The sequence below is a fragment of the Flavobacterium daemonense genome, assembly GCF_007341385.1.
GTDB lineage: Bacteria > Bacteroidota > Bacteroidia > Flavobacteriales > Flavobacteriaceae > Flavobacterium > Flavobacterium daemonense.
The window spans coordinates 186642-207883 of the sequence record NZ_VJYD01000008.1; the positions used below are offsets into that span (position 1 = coordinate 186642).

Annotated in this window: 25 protein-coding genes; 13 read left to right on the forward strand and 12 right to left on the reverse strand. The window is 33.3% G+C overall.

Features of this window, described 5'->3' with window-relative positions:
* The first annotated feature begins 32 nt into the window (after positions 1-32).
* Together FND99_RS12370 and FND99_RS12375 are read left to right on the forward strand one after the other, a co-directional pair.
* The gene (locus FND99_RS12370; RefSeq protein ID WP_144338267.1) at positions 33-785 is read left to right on the forward strand and encodes an SDR family oxidoreductase; all 753 of its coding nucleotides are present in this window, start codon (positions 33-35) and stop codon (positions 783-785) included.
* 72 nt (positions 786-857) lie between these two features.
* Entirely contained in the window at positions 858-1439 is a 582-nt protein-coding gene (locus tag FND99_RS12375) for a TetR/AcrR family transcriptional regulator (RefSeq protein WP_144338268.1), read from the forward strand.
* Positions 1440-1526: 87 nt separating this feature from the next.
* Here FND99_RS12375 and FND99_RS12380 read toward each other — a convergent pair whose 3' ends face one another.
* The 10 genes from FND99_RS12380 to FND99_RS12425 all read right to left on the reverse strand — a co-directional run bounded on the left by FND99_RS12380 (position 1527) and on the right by FND99_RS12425 (position 9750).
* Positions 1527-2585, reverse strand: coding sequence for a nucleoid-associated protein (locus FND99_RS12380; RefSeq protein ID WP_144338269.1), 1059 nt, complete (start codon positions 2583-2585; stop codon positions 1527-1529).
* 45 nt (positions 2586-2630) lie between these two features.
* A complete protein-coding gene (locus tag FND99_RS12385; RefSeq protein WP_144338270.1) occupies positions 2631-2990 on the reverse strand; it encodes a four helix bundle protein in 360 nt (119 codons plus the stop codon).
* 90 nt (positions 2991-3080) lie between these two features.
* Positions 3081-3620, reverse strand: coding sequence for an IS1096 element passenger TnpR family protein (locus tag FND99_RS12390; protein WP_144338271.1), 540 nt, complete (start codon positions 3618-3620; stop codon positions 3081-3083).
* Positions 3621-3833: 213 nt separating this feature from the next.
* Entirely contained in the window at positions 3834-4433 is a 600-nt protein-coding gene (locus FND99_RS12395) for an HPP family protein (protein ID WP_144338272.1), read from the reverse strand.
* Positions 4434-4523: 90 nt separating this feature from the next.
* Positions 4524-5801, reverse strand: coding sequence for a chloride channel protein (locus tag FND99_RS12400; protein ID WP_144338318.1), 1278 nt, complete (start codon positions 5799-5801; stop codon positions 4524-4526).
* Positions 5802-6149: 348 nt separating this feature from the next.
* Positions 6150-6539, reverse strand: a complete 390-nt coding sequence (gene gloA2, locus FND99_RS12405; protein ID WP_111363319.1) for an SMU1112c/YaeR family gloxylase I-like metalloprotein — start codon at positions 6537-6539, stop codon at positions 6150-6152.
* The gene (locus tag FND99_RS12410) at positions 6539-7114 is read right to left on the reverse strand and encodes a sugar O-acetyltransferase (RefSeq protein WP_144338273.1); all 576 of its coding nucleotides are present in this window, start codon (positions 7112-7114) and stop codon (positions 6539-6541) included. The genes gloA2 and FND99_RS12410 overlap by 1 nt, the downstream gene beginning before the upstream one ends.
* 26 nt (positions 7115-7140) lie before the next feature.
* Complete coding sequence (locus FND99_RS12415; protein WP_144338274.1) at positions 7141-8628, reverse strand: hypothetical protein; 1488 nt, start codon at positions 8626-8628, stop codon at positions 7141-7143.
* A 35-nt stretch (positions 8629-8663) separates the two neighbouring features.
* The gene (locus tag FND99_RS12420) at positions 8664-9122 is read right to left on the reverse strand and encodes a YciI family protein (protein WP_144338275.1); all 459 of its coding nucleotides are present in this window, start codon (positions 9120-9122) and stop codon (positions 8664-8666) included.
* Positions 9123-9291: 169 nt separating this feature from the next.
* Positions 9292-9750, reverse strand: a complete 459-nt coding sequence (locus FND99_RS12425; protein ID WP_144338276.1) for a DinB family protein — start codon at positions 9748-9750, stop codon at positions 9292-9294.
* A gap of 140 nt (positions 9751-9890) precedes the next feature.
* Between FND99_RS12425 and FND99_RS12430 the strand changes: the two genes are divergently transcribed.
* The 10 genes from FND99_RS12430 (at position 9891) to FND99_RS12475 (ending at position 17357) form a co-directional block, all read left to right on the forward strand.
* The gene (locus FND99_RS12430; protein WP_144338277.1) at positions 9891-12056 is read left to right on the forward strand and encodes a TonB-dependent receptor; all 2166 of its coding nucleotides are present in this window, start codon (positions 9891-9893) and stop codon (positions 12054-12056) included.
* A 285-nt stretch (positions 12057-12341) separates the two neighbouring features.
* Positions 12342-12749: a DUF2141 domain-containing protein gene (locus FND99_RS12435; protein ID WP_211356628.1), complete on the forward strand. Its 408-nt coding sequence runs from the start codon at positions 12342-12344 to the stop codon at positions 12747-12749.
* Between the two features lie 41 nt (positions 12750-12790).
* Positions 12791-13414 carry a hypothetical protein gene (locus FND99_RS12440; protein WP_144338278.1) on the forward strand — a complete coding sequence of 208 codons (624 nt, stop codon included), beginning with the start codon at positions 12791-12793 and terminating at the stop codon, positions 13412-13414.
* A gap of 23 nt (positions 13415-13437) precedes the next feature.
* Entirely contained in the window at positions 13438-14796 is a 1359-nt protein-coding gene (locus FND99_RS12445; RefSeq protein ID WP_144338279.1) for a 2TM domain-containing protein, read from the forward strand.
* A gap of 2 nt (positions 14797-14798) precedes the next feature.
* Positions 14799-15110: a 2TM domain-containing protein gene (locus FND99_RS12450; protein WP_144338280.1), complete on the forward strand. Its 312-nt coding sequence runs from the start codon at positions 14799-14801 to the stop codon at positions 15108-15110.
* Positions 15111-15120: 10 nt separating this feature from the next.
* Positions 15121-15471: a 2TM domain-containing protein gene (locus FND99_RS12455; protein ID WP_144338281.1), complete on the forward strand. Its 351-nt coding sequence runs from the start codon at positions 15121-15123 to the stop codon at positions 15469-15471.
* A gap of 2 nt (positions 15472-15473) precedes the next feature.
* The gene (locus tag FND99_RS12460; RefSeq protein WP_246074213.1) at positions 15474-15779 is read left to right on the forward strand and encodes a 2TM domain-containing protein; all 306 of its coding nucleotides are present in this window, start codon (positions 15474-15476) and stop codon (positions 15777-15779) included.
* Between the two features lie 18 nt (positions 15780-15797).
* Positions 15798-16166, forward strand: a complete 369-nt coding sequence (locus tag FND99_RS12465) for a 2TM domain-containing protein (protein WP_144338283.1) — start codon at positions 15798-15800, stop codon at positions 16164-16166.
* Between the two features lie 18 nt (positions 16167-16184).
* A complete protein-coding gene (locus FND99_RS12470; RefSeq protein WP_144338284.1) occupies positions 16185-16553 on the forward strand; it encodes a 2TM domain-containing protein in 369 nt (122 codons plus the stop codon).
* 36 nt (positions 16554-16589) lie between these two features.
* Entirely contained in the window at positions 16590-17357 is a 768-nt protein-coding gene (locus FND99_RS12475; RefSeq protein WP_144338285.1) for a LytR/AlgR family response regulator transcription factor, read from the forward strand.
* Here the strand turns inward: FND99_RS12475 and FND99_RS12480 are convergent.
* Together FND99_RS12480 and FND99_RS12485 are read right to left on the reverse strand one after the other, a co-directional pair.
* Entirely contained in the window at positions 17338-18363 is a 1026-nt protein-coding gene (locus tag FND99_RS12480; RefSeq protein WP_144338286.1) for a COX15/CtaA family protein, read from the reverse strand. The genes FND99_RS12475 and FND99_RS12480 overlap by 20 nt on opposite strands.
* A 112-nt stretch (positions 18364-18475) precedes the next feature.
* Positions 18476-19909: a CCA tRNA nucleotidyltransferase gene (locus tag FND99_RS12485; RefSeq protein WP_162615553.1), complete on the reverse strand. Its 1434-nt coding sequence runs from the start codon at positions 19907-19909 to the stop codon at positions 18476-18478.
* Positions 19910-20423: 514 nt separating this feature from the next.
* Between FND99_RS12485 and yaaA the strand changes: the two genes are divergently transcribed.
* Complete coding sequence (gene yaaA, locus FND99_RS12490; protein WP_144338287.1) at positions 20424-21182, forward strand: peroxide stress protein YaaA; 759 nt, start codon at positions 20424-20426, stop codon at positions 21180-21182.
* Positions 21183-21242: the final 60 nt, after the last annotated feature.

The following is a 21242-nucleotide window of genomic DNA, read 5'->3' on the forward strand; positions in this document are numbered from 1 at the left end:
ATTGAATAATCAATAACTTAAAACAAATAAAAATGAAAAATTTAGAAAACAAAGTTGCGATCGTAACTGGCGGAAACAGTGGAATAGGATATGCAGCTGCAGCAGAATTAAAAGCAAAAGGCGCAAAAGTAATTGTAACAGGAAGAAACGAAGAAGCTCTTGTTAAGGCAGAAAAAGAATTAAATGTTACTGGATTTGTTGCAGATCAATCAGATTTGAAATCAATTGATAATTTAGTTGAAGAAGTAAAAACAAAATTTGGAAAAATTGATATTGTATTCTTGAACGCAGGTGTAGCTTCTTTTGCTCCGGTAGAATTAGCTCCAGAGGAACACTACGATACAATCATGAACGTAAACACAAAAGGTGTTTATTTTACAGTTCAAAAATTGCTTCCAATTTTGAATGACGGCGGTTCTATTATTTTTAATACTTCAGTAAATGCTCATTTAGGAATGCCAAATTCAAGTGTTTATGCAGCAAGCAAAGCAGCAGTTTTATCTTTTAATAAGGTATTTGCTGTTGAATTAGCTTCAAGAAAAATCAGAGTAAATGCTGTTTCACCTGGTCCAGTTGAGACTCCTTTGTACGGAAAACTAGGTTTGCAAAAAGAAGAAGTAGAAGGTTTTGGAGCTGTTCTTGGTGAAAAAATTCTTTTGAAACGTTTTGCTCAATCTTCAGAAATTGCTAAAACAGTTGCTTTCTTGGCTTCAGATGATGCCTCTTTTATTACAGGAACTGAAATCGTTGTTGATGGTGGGCTTACTGTTAACGCCGTGGTATAATTTTTTTGACTAATTCAGGAACGATTGTTCCGTATAATTGTTATCTTTGTATAGAAATTTAATTTTGAAACGATGGCTAGAACGAAAGAATTTAATGAAGATAAGGCTTTAGACAAAGCAATCGAAATTTTTTGGCACAAAGGCTACAACGGAACTTCCGCTCAGGATTTAGTAACGTATTTGGGTTTAAGCCGTTCGAGTTTGTATGATACTTTTGGCGATAAGCAAAAGCTGTTTTCAAAATCGTTGCAGCGCTATCAAAAACAAGCACAAGAAACTGTCAAAGATCTTTTGGAGAAATCGGATAATGTAAAAAAGACTTTACACGATATTTTTAAACAAGCCGTTTTAGAGAGTTTGGAAAACCGAATAACAAAAGGTTGTTTTATGGTGAATTCTTCGGTAGAGCTTGCTATGCACGACGAAGAAATTGCCAAAATTGTAAAAGATAACAGCAAGACCATGGAAGAGGTTTTTACAAATGCCGTTAAAAAAGGGCAGGAGGCAGGACATATTTCTAAACAACAGGACGCAAGGGGCTTGGCCCGATTTATCTTTAATAGTTATTCCGGAATTCGTGTTTTAGCGCGCACCGGAGAAAGAGACAAACAAGTTTATGATGATATTGTAAAAGCGGTTTTCTCGATTTTATAATGAAAAGAACAATAATAAAAAACGGCAATTACATTTGTAATTGCCGTTTTCTGTTTTAGTAAGTAAGTAATAGAAAATGAAAACCTCTTAGTTTTTTTCTTCTTTGTTGAAGTAAACTAAGTAGTAATACATTTGTTTTTCTTCATCCCAGCCTTTTTCAACAAATTTTTCTGCGCTTTCTGGATTAATAAAATCCATTTTGATCTGAATGTGAGTATCTAAATTGATCACATTTTTAATCGATTTTCTAGCGTCAGAAACTGCTGCGTTGGCAATTGGGAATGAGGTGACATCTTCGATGCTGTATTTTTCTCCTTTATCAACTTTATAATTTTTGAATTCAGGAATCAAGTCTGGATTGTCTAGTACTTCATTCAAGAAATTTTGTTCTTCAAACTGATCATTTTTAGCGAAATAATTCACAGATCGGTTCATAAACATTACTTCCTCTTTCTTGTCTTCGGCTGGCAAAACCACGTCTTTTGCGAAGTTTTGACAGAATTTTAAATATTTTTTTGTGATGAAATTTTCATCTTCAAAAGCGTCTACAGATAAAAAGTGCTCTAACCAGTAACGCGCATCGTAGCGGTTGCTGTCAACAGTTAAAATTTTGTATCCTTCTTCTTTTTTGTAATTAAAAATTAAACATCCTTTATCCAATTTGTTCAGGTTGATTCCTTGTTGCAGAATCATTTCAAGGTTGCTGTTTTTTTCTTCAAACTGTAAAAAGTCGGCCTGCAATTCGCTTTTAAAAATCCCAATTGCATCTACAACATTATTATCGATACTTAGATTGGTCAAATAGGTTACATAGACCTCTCCGTTTTTAATATGCGGATGGTTTGACTGCTCATATAAATGTTTTGTGATGTTTTTAGAAACCTCATGCACATTTGACGGATTGGCAAAAATCTCAGTCGCATATTTAAACATGTCGTTGTAGTCCAAGTCCACTTCGTGCGCAAACTGATAATAGTTTTCTTCTTTTTCTCTAAAAGGCTTAAAAAAGAATTCTTTTATCAAAGGAACAATTTCATCATTTAAATTAAATGGCTGCTCTGATAAAAAAATAGCTTCGTTACGGCTTTTATTTCCTACACGGTGTATAGAAAGCGTGTCGATGTGGGTGTTGAATAGGTTGATCATTTTTTTGAGTTGCTGAGATTCTAAGTTTCTAAGATACTAAGTTTTTTAATTATTGTCTTTTAATTTTCTAATTAATGACGCTAACATTCTTTCGATCTCTCGACTATCCTCATATAAAAGGTTAAATTCTTCTTCGTTTATGTAAATTATATTTTTTGCAATTTCGAGTTGAGTCTGCATCTCAAATATAGAGCCAAGAGAGATATATAAAAATCGTAAAAAATCTTTACTGCTTTCTCTGCCTGATCCTTCCGCAATATTGCTAGGAATGGAAACCGAACTACGACGTATTTGCGAAGTTAATCCAAACATTTCTTCTTTTGGAAATGTACTTGTTGCTTTGTAAATTTTGGTAACTAAGGAAATTGACTTTTGCCAAACTAATATTTTTCTAAAATGACTCATTTTCTATTTTTAAATTAATTTTAAAAATAAGAAAAATCTTTCAAATAAAAAGCTTAGAATCTTAGTGTCTCAGAATCTTAGCAACTAACGTCAGTTCCAATTCTCCTCAAATCCATAATCTTCGAAGCTGTCATCGCCTTCGAACATATCAAGATCGTCTTCATCTAGGTCGTCTTCAAATTCTCCGTAGATATCATCGTGCATATCGGCCTCGAAGTTTTTTTCGATAGCCTTGTCAGGCATTTCACCGTGAGAAAATAAAGTCTCAGGATAGATTGCTCCAACGGCTTCTTCTTCGATTGCTGCTAACTCAACCAAAAAAGTCCACATACTGATAAAATCATAAACGTAGATAATCTTAGTATTTTGTTTGTCTAAAATACTCGATAAAGGATAATCGTTCATGGTTCTCATTTCGCCAGGAACATCACCTGTGTCAAAAAGCGGAATTTCATCTTCTTGATTCCAAGTCTCATCGCAAGTATAAAATGAAGCCACTTCTGATCCGTCAAAGCCAAAAGCGTTGAAGATTGCATTGTGTAAATCCTCAAGAGTATCTTCCTCAAGAATTGCAATGTCTCTAAAAATATCTTCTTCGGCGTCTAGAATAACTCTAAATTTATAAACCATAATCTTTGTTTTTATTGAGAGGTCAAAGGTAAAATATAAAAAACGAAATACGAATTACGAATTGAGATTTGTTGAAAAGATTTTAATCTTTTGATTTACAGAATTGTTTAGTTTGGTTCTCCTGCAAGGTTTTCAAAACCTTGTAGGTATAAGTCTGCTATAATTACAAACCTACAAGGTTTCGGAAACCTTGCAGGAACGCAGAAATAATTATTACTTTCCAATCAATCTCTTTCTAATCCTATGATAATGTTTGTGATATGTGCTATGACTTGGATAACTTCTGCTTGAAGTCATATTGTTAAAAATCAAAGCAGTCAAGAGCAAAATCAAAACTCCAATAAGAACTGGAGAAATCACGTACATATAACCAAGACCTTTTATTTGGGCAGAACCTGTAACCGCAATAAGCGCTGTGGCGCCACCTGGTGGATGCAACGTTTTGGTAATCTGCATAAAAATTATGGAAAGCGAAACGGCAAGAGGTGCAGAAATCCATACAATATCTGGAACTAGTTTATTTACCGTAACTCCAATTAAGGCAGAGATCACGTGACCGCCAACTAAATTTCTCGGCTGCGAAAACGGACTCTGAATAATTCCGTAAATCAAAACACTTGATGCTCCAAAAGAACCGATCATGTACACAACGTCACTTCCAGAAAAATGACTAGCTTCCAAATAAGCCAGAATTCCAATCCCAACAAATGATCCTAAAAACGACCAGAAATGTTCCTTATAATCTACTAAAGTTTCTTTGTAAAGAATGTAACGTGTTTTGCGATAACCTCTTTTTATTTTTTCAGTGGGCATAGTATTCCTAATATTATTTAGCTCGTTATGTTTTTAAATATACTTTGGGGTATATTATTTGGCTTTATTACCAAGAAAATTATTTCTGGATTATTTTGTTAAGCTTGGAGCGTAGCTATAAACTGTGTACGGATAAATTGTTTTTGCTGTATATTTTGAAATTAGGCAAACAACAAGAATTGGGAAAAATAATGTATAATCATTTGTTAGTCCGCAAACTAAGAAAATTGCCGTAAAAGGCGCATGAATACTGGCGCTTAAAACTGCAGCCATTCCGATAATCATGAAGTTCACCGGAATTACATTTACATGGAAAAAGCTGTTTAAAATAGAAGCCAATAATAATCCTAAGAAAGCGCCAATAAATAGACTTGGTGCAAAAACACCACCATCGCCTCCAGAAGCAAGCGTAATGGAAGTTACAATTGGTTTTAAAATCAAGATTCCAATAAAAGTCAGTGCTAAAGTTATCGTTAACGGAAGTTCACTTGAACTACTGAAAATTTCTTTTATAGCGTGGTATCCTTCGCCGTACAATTGCGGAAAAGTAAATAAAGAAACACTTAATACTATAGAACCAATCAGAATTTTGTAATAATGGGTGTCAATTTTTCCAAATTGCGATTTAAAGAATAATACACATCTGGTCAAATAAACCGAATTCATTCCGGCTAAAATTCCTAAGAGAATGAAATACGGAATCGCTTTTAAATGCCAGGTTGCGATAGAAACGGCAAATAAAGGTTCTTCTTTTAAAATGGTCAGCAAACCGAAAGCAATTGAAACAGCAACTACGTTTGAAATGATAAAAGCACGAGTTACTTTTCGCGAAATAACCTCTAAAGCAAATAAAATTCCGGCAATCGGACTGCTGAAAAGTGCTGTAACTCCAGCTGCAACTCCGGCACAAATTAGTTCCGTTTTATATTGACGGAAAACATTTTCTTTTTCGTGTGCTACTGAACCGATCGTTGCAGTTGCTACAACTGTAGAAACTTCAATTCCCGTTGAACCTCCAAAAATAACCGTCAGCAAACCGTTTATAAAGTGTGATGGGATTTTATAAGAAGGAAGATTCTTTTTGGTTTGCGTACTTTCAAAAACTTCTTTGATGCCTTTGTTTTCTTTTTTCTTAAAAAGATATTGTCTCAGAAAATAAATGACTGATAATCCAAAAACAGGGAAAAGGATATAAAATATTGGATGAACCGAAACTTCGTGAAAGAAGATTTCTTCGTAATATTCCGTTATTTTTTTTAGTGAAATTCCGAGAAAGGCAGATAGAAAGCCAATTAAAATAGAAACAATAACTAGTTTTCGGAATTTGATAAATTGATGATTTTTCTTGATTTGCGCCGTTTTGTTCATCAGAAGTGATTTTGCTGTCGCTGGATTTATTTGCGATTTCACAAAATTAGACAATCAAATCTGTTTTTTAATAATAATCGGTCTTTATAATATGTTAAAATTGTTGAAGTAAGATTTTTTTAAGGTACGGAGGGGCAAAGGAGCAAAGTTTCAGAGGCTCTCTCATTTTTGTCATTTCGACCGAAGGGAGAAATCACACTAGGAATTCCGCATTGAATGTCTCCAATCTTTGTCGAATCCCGCGTGTGATTTCTCCCTTCGGTCGAAATGACAAACTTTAGCTTTACTCTTTAACTCAAAGAAAACCTATGAACCTTTGCCTCTCTGAACCTTTGCCCCTAAAAAAACTTATCTCTCATAAAACTCAATCGGCAACAAATCAGGATCAGCGATAAAAGTGAAGCGTTTTTCAGTAGTTTCGTCAATTCTAATTGGTTCTGATTCTATATTTTTTGAAGTAAGAAAAGCAATAGTTTCTTCTAGATTGATAACTTCAAAAGCCAAATGCCTTAAACCAACAGCTTCAGGTCTTGAAGGTCTTTGTGGCGGATTTGGGAATGAAAATAATTCTACAACATAAGAGCCATTCAAAGCCAAATCCAATTTATAAGATTGACGTTCTTCGCGATAGATTTCTCGAATAATTGTTAAACCTAAAATCTGGGTATAGAAATATTTCGATTTTTCGTAATCAGAGCATAAAATGGCAATATGGTGAACTTTATTAAGGGTAAGCATTATTTTTTTGATTCAGGTTCTTGATTTAATTTTCGAATAACTTTTGCTGGATTTCCAACGGCCAATGAATTGTCTGGAATGTCTTTTGTAACCACAGATCCGGCGCCAATGACACAACCTTTGCCAATTGTCACACCCGGACAAAGAACGGAATTTCCACCAATCCAACAATCGTCGCCAATTGTAACCGGATACGCATTTTCAAGTGTTTTTCTCAATTCTGCGTCAAGCGGATGAGAGGCAGTGTAAATTTGAACATTTGGTGCAATAAAAACATTGGAACCGATATTTACTGGCGCGCAGTCTAAAACAACACAATTCACATTAAAATAAACGTTGTCGCCACAGAAAATATTATATCCGTAATCGCAATGAAAAGGTGGTTCGATATAAAAGCCTTCTCCGGTATTCGGAATTAGTTCTTTTAGAATTTCTTTTGCTCTTTTGGTAACTCGGTATTCTTTTACGTTTAAGCTGTGCAACAGATTTTTAGCGGCTCTTCGGCCTTTTACCAATTCGGGATCAAAGGCGTTGTAATATTCGCCAGAGATCATTTTTTCTTTTTCAGTTTTCATATTTTATAAGATAATAAATATGTCTTTTATTTAATATTATTCTTTTTTAGAATTTCGTCTAAAGAATCGCTTCCCCAATCTTCATTCATATTTTTGTTTTGCTTTCTAACTTCCAATAGTTTTTTGTTGATGGCTTTGTCTTTAAAAGAAATTAAAGTTTCAGCAATTGGGAGATAAACATATGGATTGTCTTCTGTTGTTAATCTTTTTAAAAGAATTGGTGCAAAAGAAGAATCTTCTAATTCTAAAACTTTTGTACAGTAGGTTTCAAAATCACTAACATCGGCATTTACAATTTTTTCTTTTAGGATATTGTAAACAAAGGGTTTGTCATTTAAAAGAATAAAGTTCAATAAAGTTTCTTCTAAATTTGCAGTAATCATTTTTTGATTTGTCTGAGCAACTTTGTCTGTTTTCTTTATCTGATAATTTGGTTTTAGCTCCTTTTTAGCAAATTCTAGAGTTTTAGCGCTATTGACCTGTAGCAAATATTTAAAACCATCCAAAGTAATAATGTGTTCGTTCTGCCAAATTCTCCATAATAAATTGTTATATAATTGAGATTGATTGGCTACAATGGCTTCGTAAACAAACTTAATACGATATTCTTTAATGTCCTGATTCTGAAATTTTGTAAAGGGAATTTTTAAAATTTCAACTGCTTTTTGATTTTTATAAGAAGCAATTGCAGCATACATTTCTAGCCATTCATGAGAGAAATGATCATTGTCTAAACTTTCGTATACTCTCTTTTCTAAAAAAGGTAAAAAGCGAGCATCTGGAAAATTTTGTATTGCTTTGTAAGTGAAGAAATATCCACTTTCATCATCGGCATCTTTATCTCTATTGTTAAGAATTAGTTCAATATCATTTGGATTTTTATATTTTGATAAAGTAACCAAAGCGCTTTGATTATGATTTTTTACTGCTAAATTTCTAATTTTTGAATAAAGAGCTTTAGTTGGTACTGCATTTTCAATAGCAATGTCTGATGCATAAAGATCGTTTTTTTGATTAATTAGAATGCTATCCAATTTAACGAATTCCTCTTGAGATAATTTTCTAATTTCAGAATTTTCATATTTTGGATTGACAAGATTAATAAAAAAATCCCCTACTTTTTCTGTAGAACCGCTACAGCCAAACTGTGTTTTTACCAAGCCATTATCAGTTATGTGATTTTTAATAATAGAAAATAAATCAACATTTTTATAGGATGTCAAAGCCCAAAAAGAATAGCATCGTACTGCTGCATTCGAATGACTAGTTAATAGCAATAATTCTTCTTTTGAAGCTGTTTTTTTTAGTGCTTCAAAATTATCATATTGTTTTGGTCTATTTCCTCCATAACCTACAGCAGAACCCATAACAACATTTATTTTTTCTATCTTTTCTACAATTAGTTTCGTCTCCTCAGATATTTCAGAGCTGTTTTTTCCTGAGCAATTGAATAGAAAAAATGCTAGTAAAAGAAAAACTGCAAAAGAAGTAAATCTAATAACTTGGTTTATCATAAAAAAGAAGGTAAATAGTTTAAAGAAATAAAATATTACATTTTTGTCTTGGCAATTTTCTCGTGTATTTTTGGAATTTCCTGCAAGGCAGCAGTGCAATACCAAGGCGTTAATTCGGCTTCAAGTAAATTTGCTTTTATGGCAGGATCTGTTGCTACGAGGGCTTTTGCTTCTTCTATAGTTTCAACATTAAAAACATAAATGCCACGATAATTTCTGTCGTTTTCCATAAATGGTCCAGCGACAACCAGTTTTCCTTCCTTGGCTAATTTTCCAATATTTGCCATATGACCTTCAAAAAGTTTTTTGGTTTCTTCTTTTGAAGCCGTCGTATTAGTTCCCGATTTTAATAGGCAGAAAACATATTTTTTCATTCCATATTCATCGGCATTAAGAGATTTTGCCAGTTTTTCATCATATTTGACTTCCGTTTTCTGAGAAAATCCAATTGCGCTTAATAGCAAAAATGCGAATAACAGTATTGATTTTTTCATAATCTCTTTATTTTTAAACGCATAGAAACATAGCTTTCCAATTGTGGTAAAGGCATTTCATTTTCATACATTCACATAGTTACTATGTGTAAAATCTAGATTTTTAAAAATTCTCTTTTAGGTATGATCCCGAAGCCTCGGGACTATGTTTCTATGTGTTAGAATTAAATTAAAGCAACTTCTTCAAAATAACAATTTGCCCTAAATGATACACATCATGCTGAATAATTCCGTGTAGATGCTCATAATAAGTATGGCCATTATTAACGTAGATTTTAGCCAAATGATCATCATTAAAATCTTCAAAAAAAGCATTCCAAGCTTCTTGTGATTTTGCCAAAGTTTGAAGCGATTGTTCCCAAGCAGCTTCAGACGGATCCAAAACTGGAACAAAATAATTGTGATCTGGAGTAACTATGGTTTCGCCTTGCATGCGCTGCAAAATATTTCGCCTCCACTGAATTAAATGGTTTACAATTTCCCAAATAGTATTTAATTTCGGATTTATTTTTCGGTAAGCCTGTTCTGCAGTAACATTTTGCAAAGTGTTTGAAAGGGTTACCTCTAGAAAAGGATTTCCATCGTAAATGGATTGATATAGACTTGAAATTCTCTTATTTTCTGACATAATAGGTGATTTTGGAATTCCTAGCTAATATACAAATTAGTAATTTACAACTCATCCTCGAAATTCTACAATTGGGTTATTATATATTTTTTAACACGAATTGTTAAAATACATTTGCTTCATCAAAAACCAAAGATGACATGAAAACCAAATTATTTTTTACAATAAGCCTTTTATTTTTTACAGCTTTAATTTTTGCTCAAAATACGATTTCAGGAAAAGTTGTTGACCAAAAAGGGAAACCAGTTGCCGGTGCAAATATTTATATTGATGGAACTTATGACGGCGCAACAAGTTCTGAAACGGGAGATTTTTCTTTTGAAACAAGTGAAACCGGAAATAAATTTATAGTGGTAAGTTTTTTACTTTTCGAAACTTTCAAACAAGAAATTGATGTTGCCAATTATAAAAATCAAACTGTTAAATTACGCGAAAATGTAAATGCACTTGACGCGGTAGTAATTACTGCCGGAACATTAGAATCTGGCGACAAAGCGAGAGTTTCGGTTTTAAAACCTTTAGATATTGTTACGACTGCAGGTTCTGCCGGAAATATTATTGCGGCTTTGCAGACTTTGCCAGGAACACAAAATGTAGGCGAAGATGGGCGTTTGTTTGTGCGCGGTGGAGAAGCCAGCGAAACGCAGACTTTCGTAGACGGAATACGTGTTGCACAACCATACGGAGCTACAACAAATAATTTGCCAACAAGAAGCCGATTTTCTCCTTTTTTATTCAGCGGAATTGCGTTTTCTACTGGAGGTTATTCGGCAGAATATGGTGAAGCTTTGTCAAGTGTTTTGCTTTTAAATACGCAGGATGAAGCTGATCATGAAAAAACAGATATTGGTTTAATGACTGTTGGATTAAGTTTGGCAAATACGCAAAAATTCAAAAAAAGTTCGGTAAGCGTAAATATGTCGTACATCAATTTAGCGCCTTATCAAGCTGTAATTCCTCAAAATGTAGATTGGAATAGCCCATATCAATCGCTTGGCGGAGAAACAGTTTACAGATATAATTTCACAAACGGAATTTTTAAATTTTATGCTGCTTTTGATTCTGAAAAATTCGATTTGAATCAGAAAAATGTCAATTTCGAAAATCCGATCAGAACGGATATGAACAATAATAACTTCTATTTGAATTCATCTTACAAAGGAAGTTTTGGAACGGGCTGGCAAATTACATCTGGAATTAGTTACGGATACAGCAAAAATAAACTGAAGTACAATATCAGCGATGTTGACAACAATGAAAATGCTGCACAGTTGAAATTAAAATTGCAGAAAAAAGTTTCAAATTATTTCAAATTGTCTTTTGGTACAGACTATTTCATCACAAAATACAATGAAAATTTTGATGACAATGTTTCTATCACTGCAGCAAATGGTTACGATTCAAATATTTTTGCAGCGTATGCCGAAGGCGATATTTTGTTCTCTAAAAAATTGGCAATGAAAGTGGGTCTGCGATTCTCAAACAATAGTTTGTTAGATGAAAACAATATTGCACCAAGAGCGTCTTTAGCTTACAAAGTTTCAAAAAGCAGTCAGTTCTCTTTTGCTTACGGAGATTTTTCTCAAACGCCGGTTGTAGATTATATTAAATATTCAAAATACCATCAATTCGAAAGCGAAAAAGCGAGACATTATATCTTGAATTACCAATTTACAAAACCAGGACAGACTTTTAGAGCCGAAGCATATTATAAAGATTACAGCAACTTGGTTCAATATGACACGAAAGATCTTCAATATAATTCGGTTTTCAATAACAATGGTTATGGATATGCAAAAGGAATCGATTTGTTTTGGAGAGACAGCAATTTGTACAAAAATTTAGAATATTGGATTTCGTATTCGTACATCGATTCAGAAAGACAATACAAGAATTTTCCAACAATGGCAACACCAAGTTTTATCGCTAATCATAGTTTATCTGTTGTAACGAAGTATTTCATTACAGACTGGAAATCGCAAATCGGATTTACAAACAGTTTCAGTTCTGGGCGCCCGTACAACGATCCGAATCAGACTCAATTTATGAACGGAAAAACAAAATCGTACAACAGTTTAAGTTTTAACTGGGCGTATTTATTGACGACACAAAAAATCCTTTATTTCTCAGTTTCGAATATTTTAGGAACGAAAAATATCTACGGATATGATTACGCAAAATTGCCAGATCCAAACGGAGTTTACCAAAGACAAGCCGTAACTCCAACCGCCGACAGATTTTTCTTCGTAGGTTTCTTCTGGACAATCAGCCAGGATAAAAAAGAGAATCAGTTGAAAAATCTTTAGGTGCTAAGGGACTAAGGTTCTGAGGTGCTGAGAAAAAAAACTTAGTCCCTTAGCCTCTCAGAACCTCAGAACCTCAAGAAAAAAAACAATTCAGTAACCAAATTCGACAACTCAGTATCATTTAATTTTAAAACAGTAAAATCCAACATACTTTTGAAGTATAAATTAACAAACAGAGTTTTAATCATCAATTAAAAAGAGTCGCTAAGTTGCTAAGGCTCTAAGACAAAAAAAACTTAGAACCTTAGCAACTCAGAACCTTAGAACCTTAAAAAACTAGAAATCATGACCAAAATTATTACAATAACTATTTTATTTATCTGTAGCTTAATGTCTGCACAAAATGTAAAATTAACTGTTGCTGTTTCAGGCTTAAAAAATGATACAGGAGTTGTTAAAGTGGGATTATATAATTCAGACGGAACTTTTCTTAAAACAACTTACAAAAGTCTAGCTTCCGAAATTAAAAACAATCAGGCAATTGTAACTTTTGAAGATCTTCCTGCAGGAGAATATGCAATTTCAACTTATCATGATGAAAACACAAACGGAAAGCTTGACAGAAACGCAATGGGAATTCCGTCAGAAGAATATGCGGCTTCAAACAATGCAAAAGGATTTATGGGACCTCCTTTGTATGCAGATGCTAAATTTAATGTCGCCAAAGATTCAAAAATTGAAATTAAATTCTAATAAACTAATCCATATCAACTAACCATTAAATAATTTATAAAATGAAAAAAATCGTCACTTTAATCGCATTATTTGTAGTAGTAATAAGTTCAGCGCAAACACAATTTGAACAAGGAATGGGAAAAGCTTTTGGGCTTTGGAAAGAAGGAAAAAATGCTGAAGCATCGGCAATGTTTGAAAGAATCGCTGCTGCAGAGAAAACAAGTTATCTGCCAAATTATTATGTAGCGTTAATCAACACAACATCGGCTTTCAGCGAAAAAGATAAAACAAAAATAGATTTGTTATTAACTAAAGCGCAAGATGCGTTAGATGTTGAAATGATTAAAGATCAGAACAATGCAGAACTTTATGCGATGCAAGCTTTAATTTATACAGCATGGGTAGTTGCAGATCCAATGACAAACGGAATGAAATATTCGGCTAAAGTGATGGAAGCTTACGCAAAAGGAAAAGCGATTGATCCAAATAATCCGAGAATCGTTTTTGGTGAAGCTGATTATCAAATTGGCGGAGCAAAATGGTCAGGAGTTGATACAAAACCATTGTGCGCACAAGTTGATAGAGCTGTCGAACTTTTTACTACATTTAAACCTGCAACTCCTTTTTCTCCAAAATGGGGAATAGAAAGAGCTTTGGAAACTCAAAAAAATTGTAAAAAATAAATTTTAATTTAAGCTGATTTAGAATGAAAGACTATAGAAGTAACTTTGCAGATGTTAGAAGTGGAACGATCACATGTTTCAAGATTTCTATGGTCTTTGCAATAATATTTTCAGCATTTTTAGGAGACGATTTCAGTGTTAAAAACGTTCTTGTTACTTTTTTTGTAAGCTGTCTTTATTCTTTCGGACTTGGTTTTGGGAATGGCTTTATCAGTGTTTTTCTAGATAAAAAGTGGGATTGGCTGGAGCAAACAAATTTGAGAGTCTATTACGGAATCCTTACTACTGTTTTGTACACGGTTCCGGTAGTTTTAGGAATAAATTATTTCATTTTTGTTGTCCTTCAACACGTAACTTTAGATGTGTTTTTTAGCGCACGAATGCTTTGGGTGCATCTTTTTTACATCGTTGTTTCGCTGGGAGTTTCAACTTTTCTGCAAGCCAGAAGTTTTATGGTGAAGTGGAAACAAGCTTCAAAATTTGAAATAACACAACAGAAGATTATCGCAGGAACGGCAAATGCCCAATTCGAAAGCTTAAAAAATCAGATTGACCCGCATTTTCTTTTTAACAGCTTGAATGTTTTAAGTTCTTTGATCGAAGAAAATCCAGATAATGCACAGCGATTTACGACTTCTTTATCTAAAATTTACCGCTACGTTTTGGAGCAAAAAGATAAAGAATTGGTTTCTGTAGAAGATGAATTATCATTCGCAAAAACCTATATGAATTTGCTGAAAATGCGTTTTGAAAACAGTCTTTTTTATGAATTGCCAGCAGGAGATATAAATCCAGATGCAAAAGTGGTTCCGCTTTCATTACAGCTTTTATTAGAAAACACAGTAAAGCATAACGTTGTAAGCGAACAAAAACCGTTGCATATCAGAATTTTTATTGATGGAGATTATCTGGCGATTCAAAATGATTTTCAAAAGAAGGAAGTACTGCAAGACCGAAAAGGAGTGGGACTTCAAAATATTGTAAACCGATACGGAATTGTAACGAACCGAAAAGTGGTGATTGAACAAAATGAAGAAACGTTCACCGTTAAAATTCCAATTTTAACTAAACAAATTACAGTTATGGAAACAAGTGTTGACTATAGCGATGAAAATAAAGCTTATTTCAGAGCTAAAAAAAGAGTTGAAGAATTAAAAGGATTTTACGGAAATGTAATTTCATATTGTTGTGTGATTCCATTTTTAATTTTTATAAATTTGAGGTATTCTCCTGGATTTCAGTGGTTTTGGTTTTCGGCTCTAGGCTGGGGATTTGGAGTTGTAATGCATGCTTTTAAAGTTTTTGGTTACAGCTCAGATTGGGAAGAACGAAAAATCAGAGAGATTTTAGAGAAAGAAAACAACAAGCAAAACTGGAAATAATCATGGATCCAAATTATACTGAAGCAGAACGTTACTATCAAGCGCAGAAGCGAGTAAAAGAAATTAAAGAATTTTACCAGCATTTGACAGTTTATATACTTTGCAACCCAATAGTTATAGTGGTAAATTTAATGACATCGCCAGGATATTTGTGGTGTTTATATTGCGTATTTGGCTGGGGATTTGCAATTGTGATGCATGGATTGGCCGCGTTTCGATATTCTCCTTTTTTTAATAAGGAATGGGAAGCACGAAAAATTCAAGAATTTTTGGATCAAGAAAAGGAGAACAGAAATAAATTCGGGATAAACTAAATTAAATAGGATGGAACGGTTTAAAGAAAATAATAAAGAGAATATTTCTCTGGAATCTAACCCAGATAAAGATTGCGAAATTATCTTCAAAAAAGTTTTTAAATTAAAATCATTTTGTGTGCATATGCTCATTTACGTTGTCGGATTGACCGCCTATATTTTGAAAGAATATTATGGAATTTCAGTTCATTTTTTTCCTTTCATATATCTGAATAGTGTTGTAATGGTAATTTGGACTTCTGTATTCTTGGTTTCTGCAATTGATTTGTTTGCTTCGTATAAAATTTTTGACGAAGAATGGGAAGAACGAAAACTTGACAGCCTTTTGCATAAAAAAGTAAAAAAACAAAAATGGGAGTAATCATGGAAGTAAATTTTAATGACGAGGATAAATATTACTTGGCAAAAAAGAAAGTCGAGAATATTAAAGGTTTTTATGGAAACTTAACAGCCTTTATTTTAGTAAACATAATTCTAATTGTCATTAATTTAATGACATCGCCAGATCATCTTTGGTTTTATTGGCCATTGATGTGGTGGGGAGTTGGAGTTCTTTTTCATGGATTGAAGGTTTTTGAAGTATTTCCGGTTTTAGGAAAAGACTGGGAAGAGAAAAAGATCAAAGAATTCATGGAAAAAGAAAAAGAGAACAAAAAAAAGTGGCAATAATCCTTAAATAAAAAAAAAATGGGACGCTTAAGAAGACGCATGTACGAAGAGTACAGACAAGAATTTTCGAATGATGAAAGTTTTAATATTGCATATAGAAAAGTGAGAAGAATAAAAGGTTTTTATTCGCATTTGAAAGTATTTCTAATTGTGAACGCAATTATCATCATTTCAAGTTTAAATAGAGACTTTATCGGAAGTCATTTTAATGAAAGTGGTTTGTTTGAATGGCATACTTATTCAACAACATTTTATTGGGGAATCGCTTTATTGATGCATGCTGCATCAGTATTTGGACGAGATATTTTCTTTGGTGATGATTGGGAAGAAAGAAAAATCAAAGAATACATGAGTCAAGAGTCTGAAAAAAGCACTAAGTGGCAATAACTTTAAAAGAGATTTAAAATGAGACGTTTTGGAAGAAATATTTTTGAAGATCATGACGAGGATTTGAGCACAGATGAAAACTTCAATATTGCATACAGAAAAGTAAAAAGAATTAAAGGTTTTTACTCGCATTTGAGAATTTATATTATTGTAAATGCAATAATTATTGTAACAAATTTGAACCGTGATATATTTGGAAAAGATATAATCTACAACGGTTTATCAGATTGGCACACGTATTCTACTGCCTTTTATTGGGGAATAGCATTATTAATTCATGCATTTTCGGTATTTGGTCCTGACATCTTTTTTACCAAAGATTGGGAACAAAAGAAAATCCAGAAATTTATGGAAAAAGAGAACCAAAATACCAATAAATGGGAGTAAATTTGAATTAGATTTTCCAATTTTTTAGCCAAATAAATGACCACACTTATTATAGAAGACGAAAAACCGGCAGCGAGATTACTGCAGAGAAAACTTGAAAAACTTGATATTGCAGTAAAAACCATGCTGCATTCTGTTGAAGAATCAGTAGATTGGTTTGCAAACAACGAACATCCTGATTTGATTTTTTTGGACATTCAATTATCTGACGGTTTATCGTTCGAAATTTTTGAAAAAATTGATATAAAAAGTGCCATCATTTTTACAACTGCTTATGATGAATATGCGCTAAAAGCCTTCAAATTAAACAGTATTGATTATCTTTTAAAACCAATTGATGAAGATGATCTGGAGACTGCTGTCGAAAAATTCAAGCTGCGATTACCAAAATCAACATCTCAAAGTTCTAATCTGCAGTTGGATTTTGAACAAATCCGCCAAATGCTGTCAAATCCTTTTGAAAAGACCTATAAAAAGAGATTTACAGTTAAAATTGGACAGCATTTAAAAGTAATTACTACAGATGAAATCGAATGTTTCTTTAGTGAAAACAAAGGAACTTACATCCATACTTTCGACAACCGAAATTACTTAATCGATTCGACTTTAGAAATTCTGGAGCAAGAACTCGACATGAAGAGTTTCTTTCGCGTAAGCAGAAAATTTATTGTGCCACTTACAGCAATAAAAGAAATTCAGGTGTACACGAATTCCCGCCTTAAAGTAATTTTACCGACGTACAAAGAAGATGAGGTAATTGTAAGCCGAGAAAAAGTCCAGGATTTTAAAGCTTGGCTTGGATAGGTTTTCTTGCCTCGAGAATCATATAGAATTGTATTCCGAATAAAATAGAAGCCAAAACTAAGTGTATTGCTTGACTTCCTATCGGGAAATCGAAATAAGCCATGGCAATTCCGGTAACAATTTCAATTGCAATAACAGCAAGGACCCATTTCATTTTTGTAAAACCTAATCCTAGTTTTGTATTTCGAACATACAAATAAAGATTTACTAATAAAACGATTATAGAAAAAGAACGGTGAACGTAAAAAGTTACCGACGGATTTTGCAACCATAGAATACTTGCTGTTAAGCCATTTTTTACTTGTTCATCTACAAATTGACGAACTTGAGTTCCTATTGCAACTTGAATTAATGTCAGCAAAAGCGAAATCAAAAGTACATTTCTAAAAGTTGCATTGAATTTTACTGCAGCTATTTTAGGTCTTGCTAGTTGAATGATGTAAAGTATTACAGCCACAATTATCAAAGCCATAACCATGTGAACTGTAATTTTTATTGGATTCAGAACTGAATACACCACCTTTGCGCCAAGCCAAGCCTGAAAGCCCATCATAAAAACAACTAGCCAAGAAAGCAAAGTGATCTTTTTGTTTTGTTTCCAAAATCCAAATGAAGCAATTGCCATAAAAAAGCAAGCCATTCCAGCTAAAGCTCCACATAATCGGTTGATGTATTCAATCCAGGTATGCAACGGATTGAAAAGTGCATAATCATGTTTAGTATATTTTTCCCAATGAGAGGCATCAAAAGTTGTTTGTGTTGTAAAATTGTCTTTAGCAACCAAAAGTGTTTCATCTTTAATGATTACTTGACCTTTTTCAAAAACACGATTTGGTTCCCAAGTCAATTCTTTAATATCTGTTGGCGGAATATAATACCCAAAACATTTAGGCCAATCTGGACAGCCCATTCCTGAGCCTGTCATTCTCACTAATGCGCCGGCAACAATTACTAAATAAACTAAAATTAATGCTGTTTTTGCGATTGTAGGGAAATGCTTTTTCATTCTTTTTTAAGTTGCAAAGTTTCAAAGTTGCAGAGGTTCATAGTTGTGAATGCAATATTTGAAACATTAATATTTTAATTATATATAAAGTCTTTGTGGCTTTGAACCTTTGTTACTTTGTAACTTTTTTCAAGCCTAGTTTTTCAGCTCTTTTAATCACAAAATCGTAAGCTGCCTGATATTCATTTGGGATATCGCCTTCCAAAATCGCTTCTTTTACGGCTTCTTTTAAAATACCAATTTCGCGAGAAGGTTTCAAGTTAAACATTTCCATAATTTCTTCACCAGAAATTGGCGGTTGAAAATTACGAACATGATCGCGCTCTTCGACTTCTACAATTTTCTTGCGGACAACTTCGAAGTTTTTATGGTATTTCTTGAATTTTGCTGGATTTTTAGTTGTGATATCCGCTTCGCATAAAGTCATTAAACTTTCAACATCTTTGCCTGCATCAAAAACCAAACGGCGAACTGCGCTGTCGGTTACAATATCTTGAGCCAAAACAATTGGGCGCGAACTCATAATAACCATTTTTTGCACAAATTTCATTTTGTGGTTCAAAGGCATATGCAAACGCTCGAATATTTTTTTAGCCATTTTTCCGCCCAAAAATTCATGTCCGTGAAAAGTCCAACCTTGTTTTTTGTTGAAACGTTTTGTTGGCGCTTTTCCAATATCGTGCAATAAAGCCGACCAACGCAACCAAACATCATCTGTATTTGGGCAAATATTATCCACAACTTCAAGCGTGTGGTAAAAATTGTTTTTATGCGTATGACCTTCGACTTCTTCAACCTGATTCAAAGCTGTTAATTCAGGCAAGATTAAATCTAAAAGTCCCGTTTTATATAAAAGCAAAAATCCTGTTGATGGTTTTGGCGTCGAAAGAATTTTGTTTAGTTCGTCTACAATTCTTTCGCCAGAAATAATTTTGATGCGATCTGCATTTTTTGTGATGGCATTTAATGAATTTTCTTCGATTTCGAAATTCAACTGTGTTGCAAATCGAATCGCACGAAGCATTCGCAAAGGATCGTCAGAATACGTAATATCTGGATCCAAAGGTGTTTTGATAGTTTTATTTTCTAAATCGGTTAAACCATCAAACGGATCTAAAAGGTCTCCAAAATTATTTTCGTTTAAAGAAAGTGCCAAAGCGTTGATCGTAAAATCACGACGGTTTTGGTCATCTTGCAGCGTTCCATTTTCTACAATTGGATTTCTACTGTCACGATTGTAAGATTCTTTTCGGGCACCAACAAATTCAATATCAGTATCTTCAAAACGAAGCATTGCAGTTCCATAAGTTTTAAAAACCTGAACTTTTGGCTTGTTTGGAAGCAATTCGGAAACTTTTAATGCTAATTCGATGCCGCTTCCAACCGCTACAACATCGATATCTTTTTTAGAACCTCGGTTTAAAAGCAAATCGCGAACAAATCCGCCAATGACATAAGAGTCAACTTTAAGTTCTCGAGAAGCTTTCGAAATAATATCGAAGATTTTGTTTTGTAAAGCGGTTTTATAATTTGTTTGTATAGCCACGAATTGAATGATTTTTGAATAGAATTCGATTTCAAATTTCTAAGAAATGAAATGCATGCAAATTTACAACATAGAAAATGCCTATTATAATCTCTTGACCACTTTTTTGAACAATTTCACATTTTGTGCTGCAGAATTTTATTAAAAAAGAAAAGGTTGCCACGTATTACACTAATTTCCACGAATTATTTTTTTTTGCCACAGATTAGAAGGATTAAAATGATTAATAAAAATCTATGTAAACTGTGGCGAAAATGGTTTGCCACGAATTGCGCTAATTTCCACGAATTATTTTTTACTGCCACAGATTATTAGGATTAAAAGGATTAAAAAAATCTGTTTAAATCTTTTTAATCTGTGGCAAAAAAATGCGCAATCTGCATAAAAAAATAATTCGTGGAAATTAGTGAAATTCGTGGCTGACAAAAATCTATACCCCAATAAAACAAATCAATTACGATAATCAATTTTTAAAATTTCAATTTGTATTTTTGAATCATACAAAAAAGCACAAATGAAAATAGTTATATCGCCAGCGAAGTCTTTAAATTTTGAAAAAGAATTACCAACAACTCAATATACAGAACCACATTTTTTAAAAGAAGCGAGAGTGGTTCATAAAGTTGTAAAACAAAAAAAGCCAGCCGAATTATCTGAATTAATGTCAATTTCAGACAAACTAGCCGATTTAAACTGGAAACGAAATCAGGATTGGAAAACACCTTTTTCTCCTGAAAATGCTCGTCCGGCAGTTTATACTTTTGATGGTGATGTTTATACAGGTTTAGATGCTTACTCGATTCCGCTTGAGAAATTAGATGTTCTACAGGATAAATTGAGAATTTTATCTGGACTTTACGGTCTTTTAAAACCGCTTGATTTGATGCAGGCGTACCGTTTAGAAATGGGAACAAAAATGCCGGTAGGAGAATCTAAAAATCTGCATGAATTTTGGAAACCGATCGTTACAAAAGCTTTAAACAAAGAATTGAAAAAAGGTGAATTGTTTGTGAATTTAGCCAGTACGGAATATTTCTCAGCTGTTGATGTAAAAGCTTTGAAAGTGCCTGTAATCACTCCAGATTTCAAAGATTACAAAGACGGAAAATTAAAAATGATCAGTTTTTTTGCCAAAAAGGCGAGAGGGATGATGGTTCGTTATATTATTGATACAGATGCAGAAACAATCGACGATTTAAAAGGTTTCAATTACGAAGGTTATCAATTTGATGCTAATCTTTCAAAAGGGAATCATTTGGTTTTTACAAGATAGCTTTTTTTAAGGTGCTGAGGTTCTAAGGTTCTGAGGTTTTTGCTGTTTTTTTTAACCGCA

Bases quoted from the DNA above. Each gene is read 5' to 3' on its own strand.
- FND99_RS12435 (WP_211356628.1), top strand. From the start codon at position 12,342: ATGACCAAAATTATTACAATAACTATTTTATTTATCTGTAGCTTAATG.
- FND99_RS12450 (WP_144338280.1), top strand. From the start codon at position 14,799: ATGGATCCAAATTATACTGAAGCAGAACGTTACTATCAAGCGCAGAAG.
- FND99_RS12430 (WP_144338277.1), top strand. From the start codon at position 9,891: ATGAAAACCAAATTATTTTTTACAATAAGCCTTTTATTTTTTACAGCT.
- FND99_RS12400 (WP_144338318.1), bottom strand. From the start codon at position 5,801: ATGAACAAAACGGCGCAAATCAAGAAAAATCATCAATTTATCAAATTC.
- FND99_RS12390 (WP_144338271.1), bottom strand. From the start codon at position 3,620: ATGGTTTATAAATTTAGAGTTATTCTAGACGCCGAAGAAGATATTTTT.
- FND99_RS12420 (WP_144338275.1), bottom strand. From the start codon at position 9,122: ATGAAAAAATCAATACTGTTATTCGCATTTTTGCTATTAAGCGCAATT.
- gloA2 (WP_111363319.1), bottom strand. From the start codon at position 6,539: ATGCTTACCCTTAATAAAGTTCACCATATTGCCATTTTATGCTCTGAT.
- FND99_RS12470 (WP_144338284.1), top strand. From the start codon at position 16,185: ATGAGACGTTTTGGAAGAAATATTTTTGAAGATCATGACGAGGATTTG.
- FND99_RS12385 (WP_144338270.1), bottom strand. From the start codon at position 2,990: ATGAGTCATTTTAGAAAAATATTAGTTTGGCAAAAGTCAATTTCCTTA.
- FND99_RS12475 (WP_144338285.1), top strand. From the start codon at position 16,590: ATGACCACACTTATTATAGAAGACGAAAAACCGGCAGCGAGATTACTG.
- FND99_RS12440 (WP_144338278.1), top strand. From the start codon at position 12,791: ATGAAAAAAATCGTCACTTTAATCGCATTATTTGTAGTAGTAATAAGT.
- FND99_RS12460 (WP_246074213.1), top strand. From the start codon at position 15,474: ATGGAAGTAAATTTTAATGACGAGGATAAATATTACTTGGCAAAAAAG.
- FND99_RS12415 (WP_144338274.1), bottom strand. From the start codon at position 8,628: ATGATAAACCAAGTTATTAGATTTACTTCTTTTGCAGTTTTTCTTTTA.
- FND99_RS12410 (WP_144338273.1), bottom strand. From the start codon at position 7,114: ATGAAAACTGAAAAAGAAAAAATGATCTCTGGCGAATATTACAACGCC.
- FND99_RS12375 (WP_144338268.1), top strand. From the start codon at position 858: ATGGCTAGAACGAAAGAATTTAATGAAGATAAGGCTTTAGACAAAGCA.
- FND99_RS12455 (WP_144338281.1), top strand. From the start codon at position 15,121: ATGGAACGGTTTAAAGAAAATAATAAAGAGAATATTTCTCTGGAATCT.
- FND99_RS12465 (WP_144338283.1), top strand. From the start codon at position 15,798: ATGGGACGCTTAAGAAGACGCATGTACGAAGAGTACAGACAAGAATTT.
- FND99_RS12380 (WP_144338269.1), bottom strand. From the start codon at position 2,585: ATGATCAACCTATTCAACACCCACATCGACACGCTTTCTATACACCGT.
- FND99_RS12370 (WP_144338267.1), top strand. From the start codon at position 33: ATGAAAAATTTAGAAAACAAAGTTGCGATCGTAACTGGCGGAAACAGT.
- yaaA (WP_144338287.1), top strand. From the start codon at position 20,424: ATGAAAATAGTTATATCGCCAGCGAAGTCTTTAAATTTTGAAAAAGAA.
- FND99_RS12395 (WP_144338272.1), bottom strand. From the start codon at position 4,433: ATGCCCACTGAAAAAATAAAAAGAGGTTATCGCAAAACACGTTACATT.
- FND99_RS12425 (WP_144338276.1), bottom strand. From the start codon at position 9,750: ATGTCAGAAAATAAGAGAATTTCAAGTCTATATCAATCCATTTACGAT.
- FND99_RS12480 (WP_144338286.1), bottom strand. From the start codon at position 18,363: ATGAAAAAGCATTTCCCTACAATCGCAAAAACAGCATTAATTTTAGTT.
- FND99_RS12445 (WP_144338279.1), top strand. From the start codon at position 13,438: ATGAAAGACTATAGAAGTAACTTTGCAGATGTTAGAAGTGGAACGATC.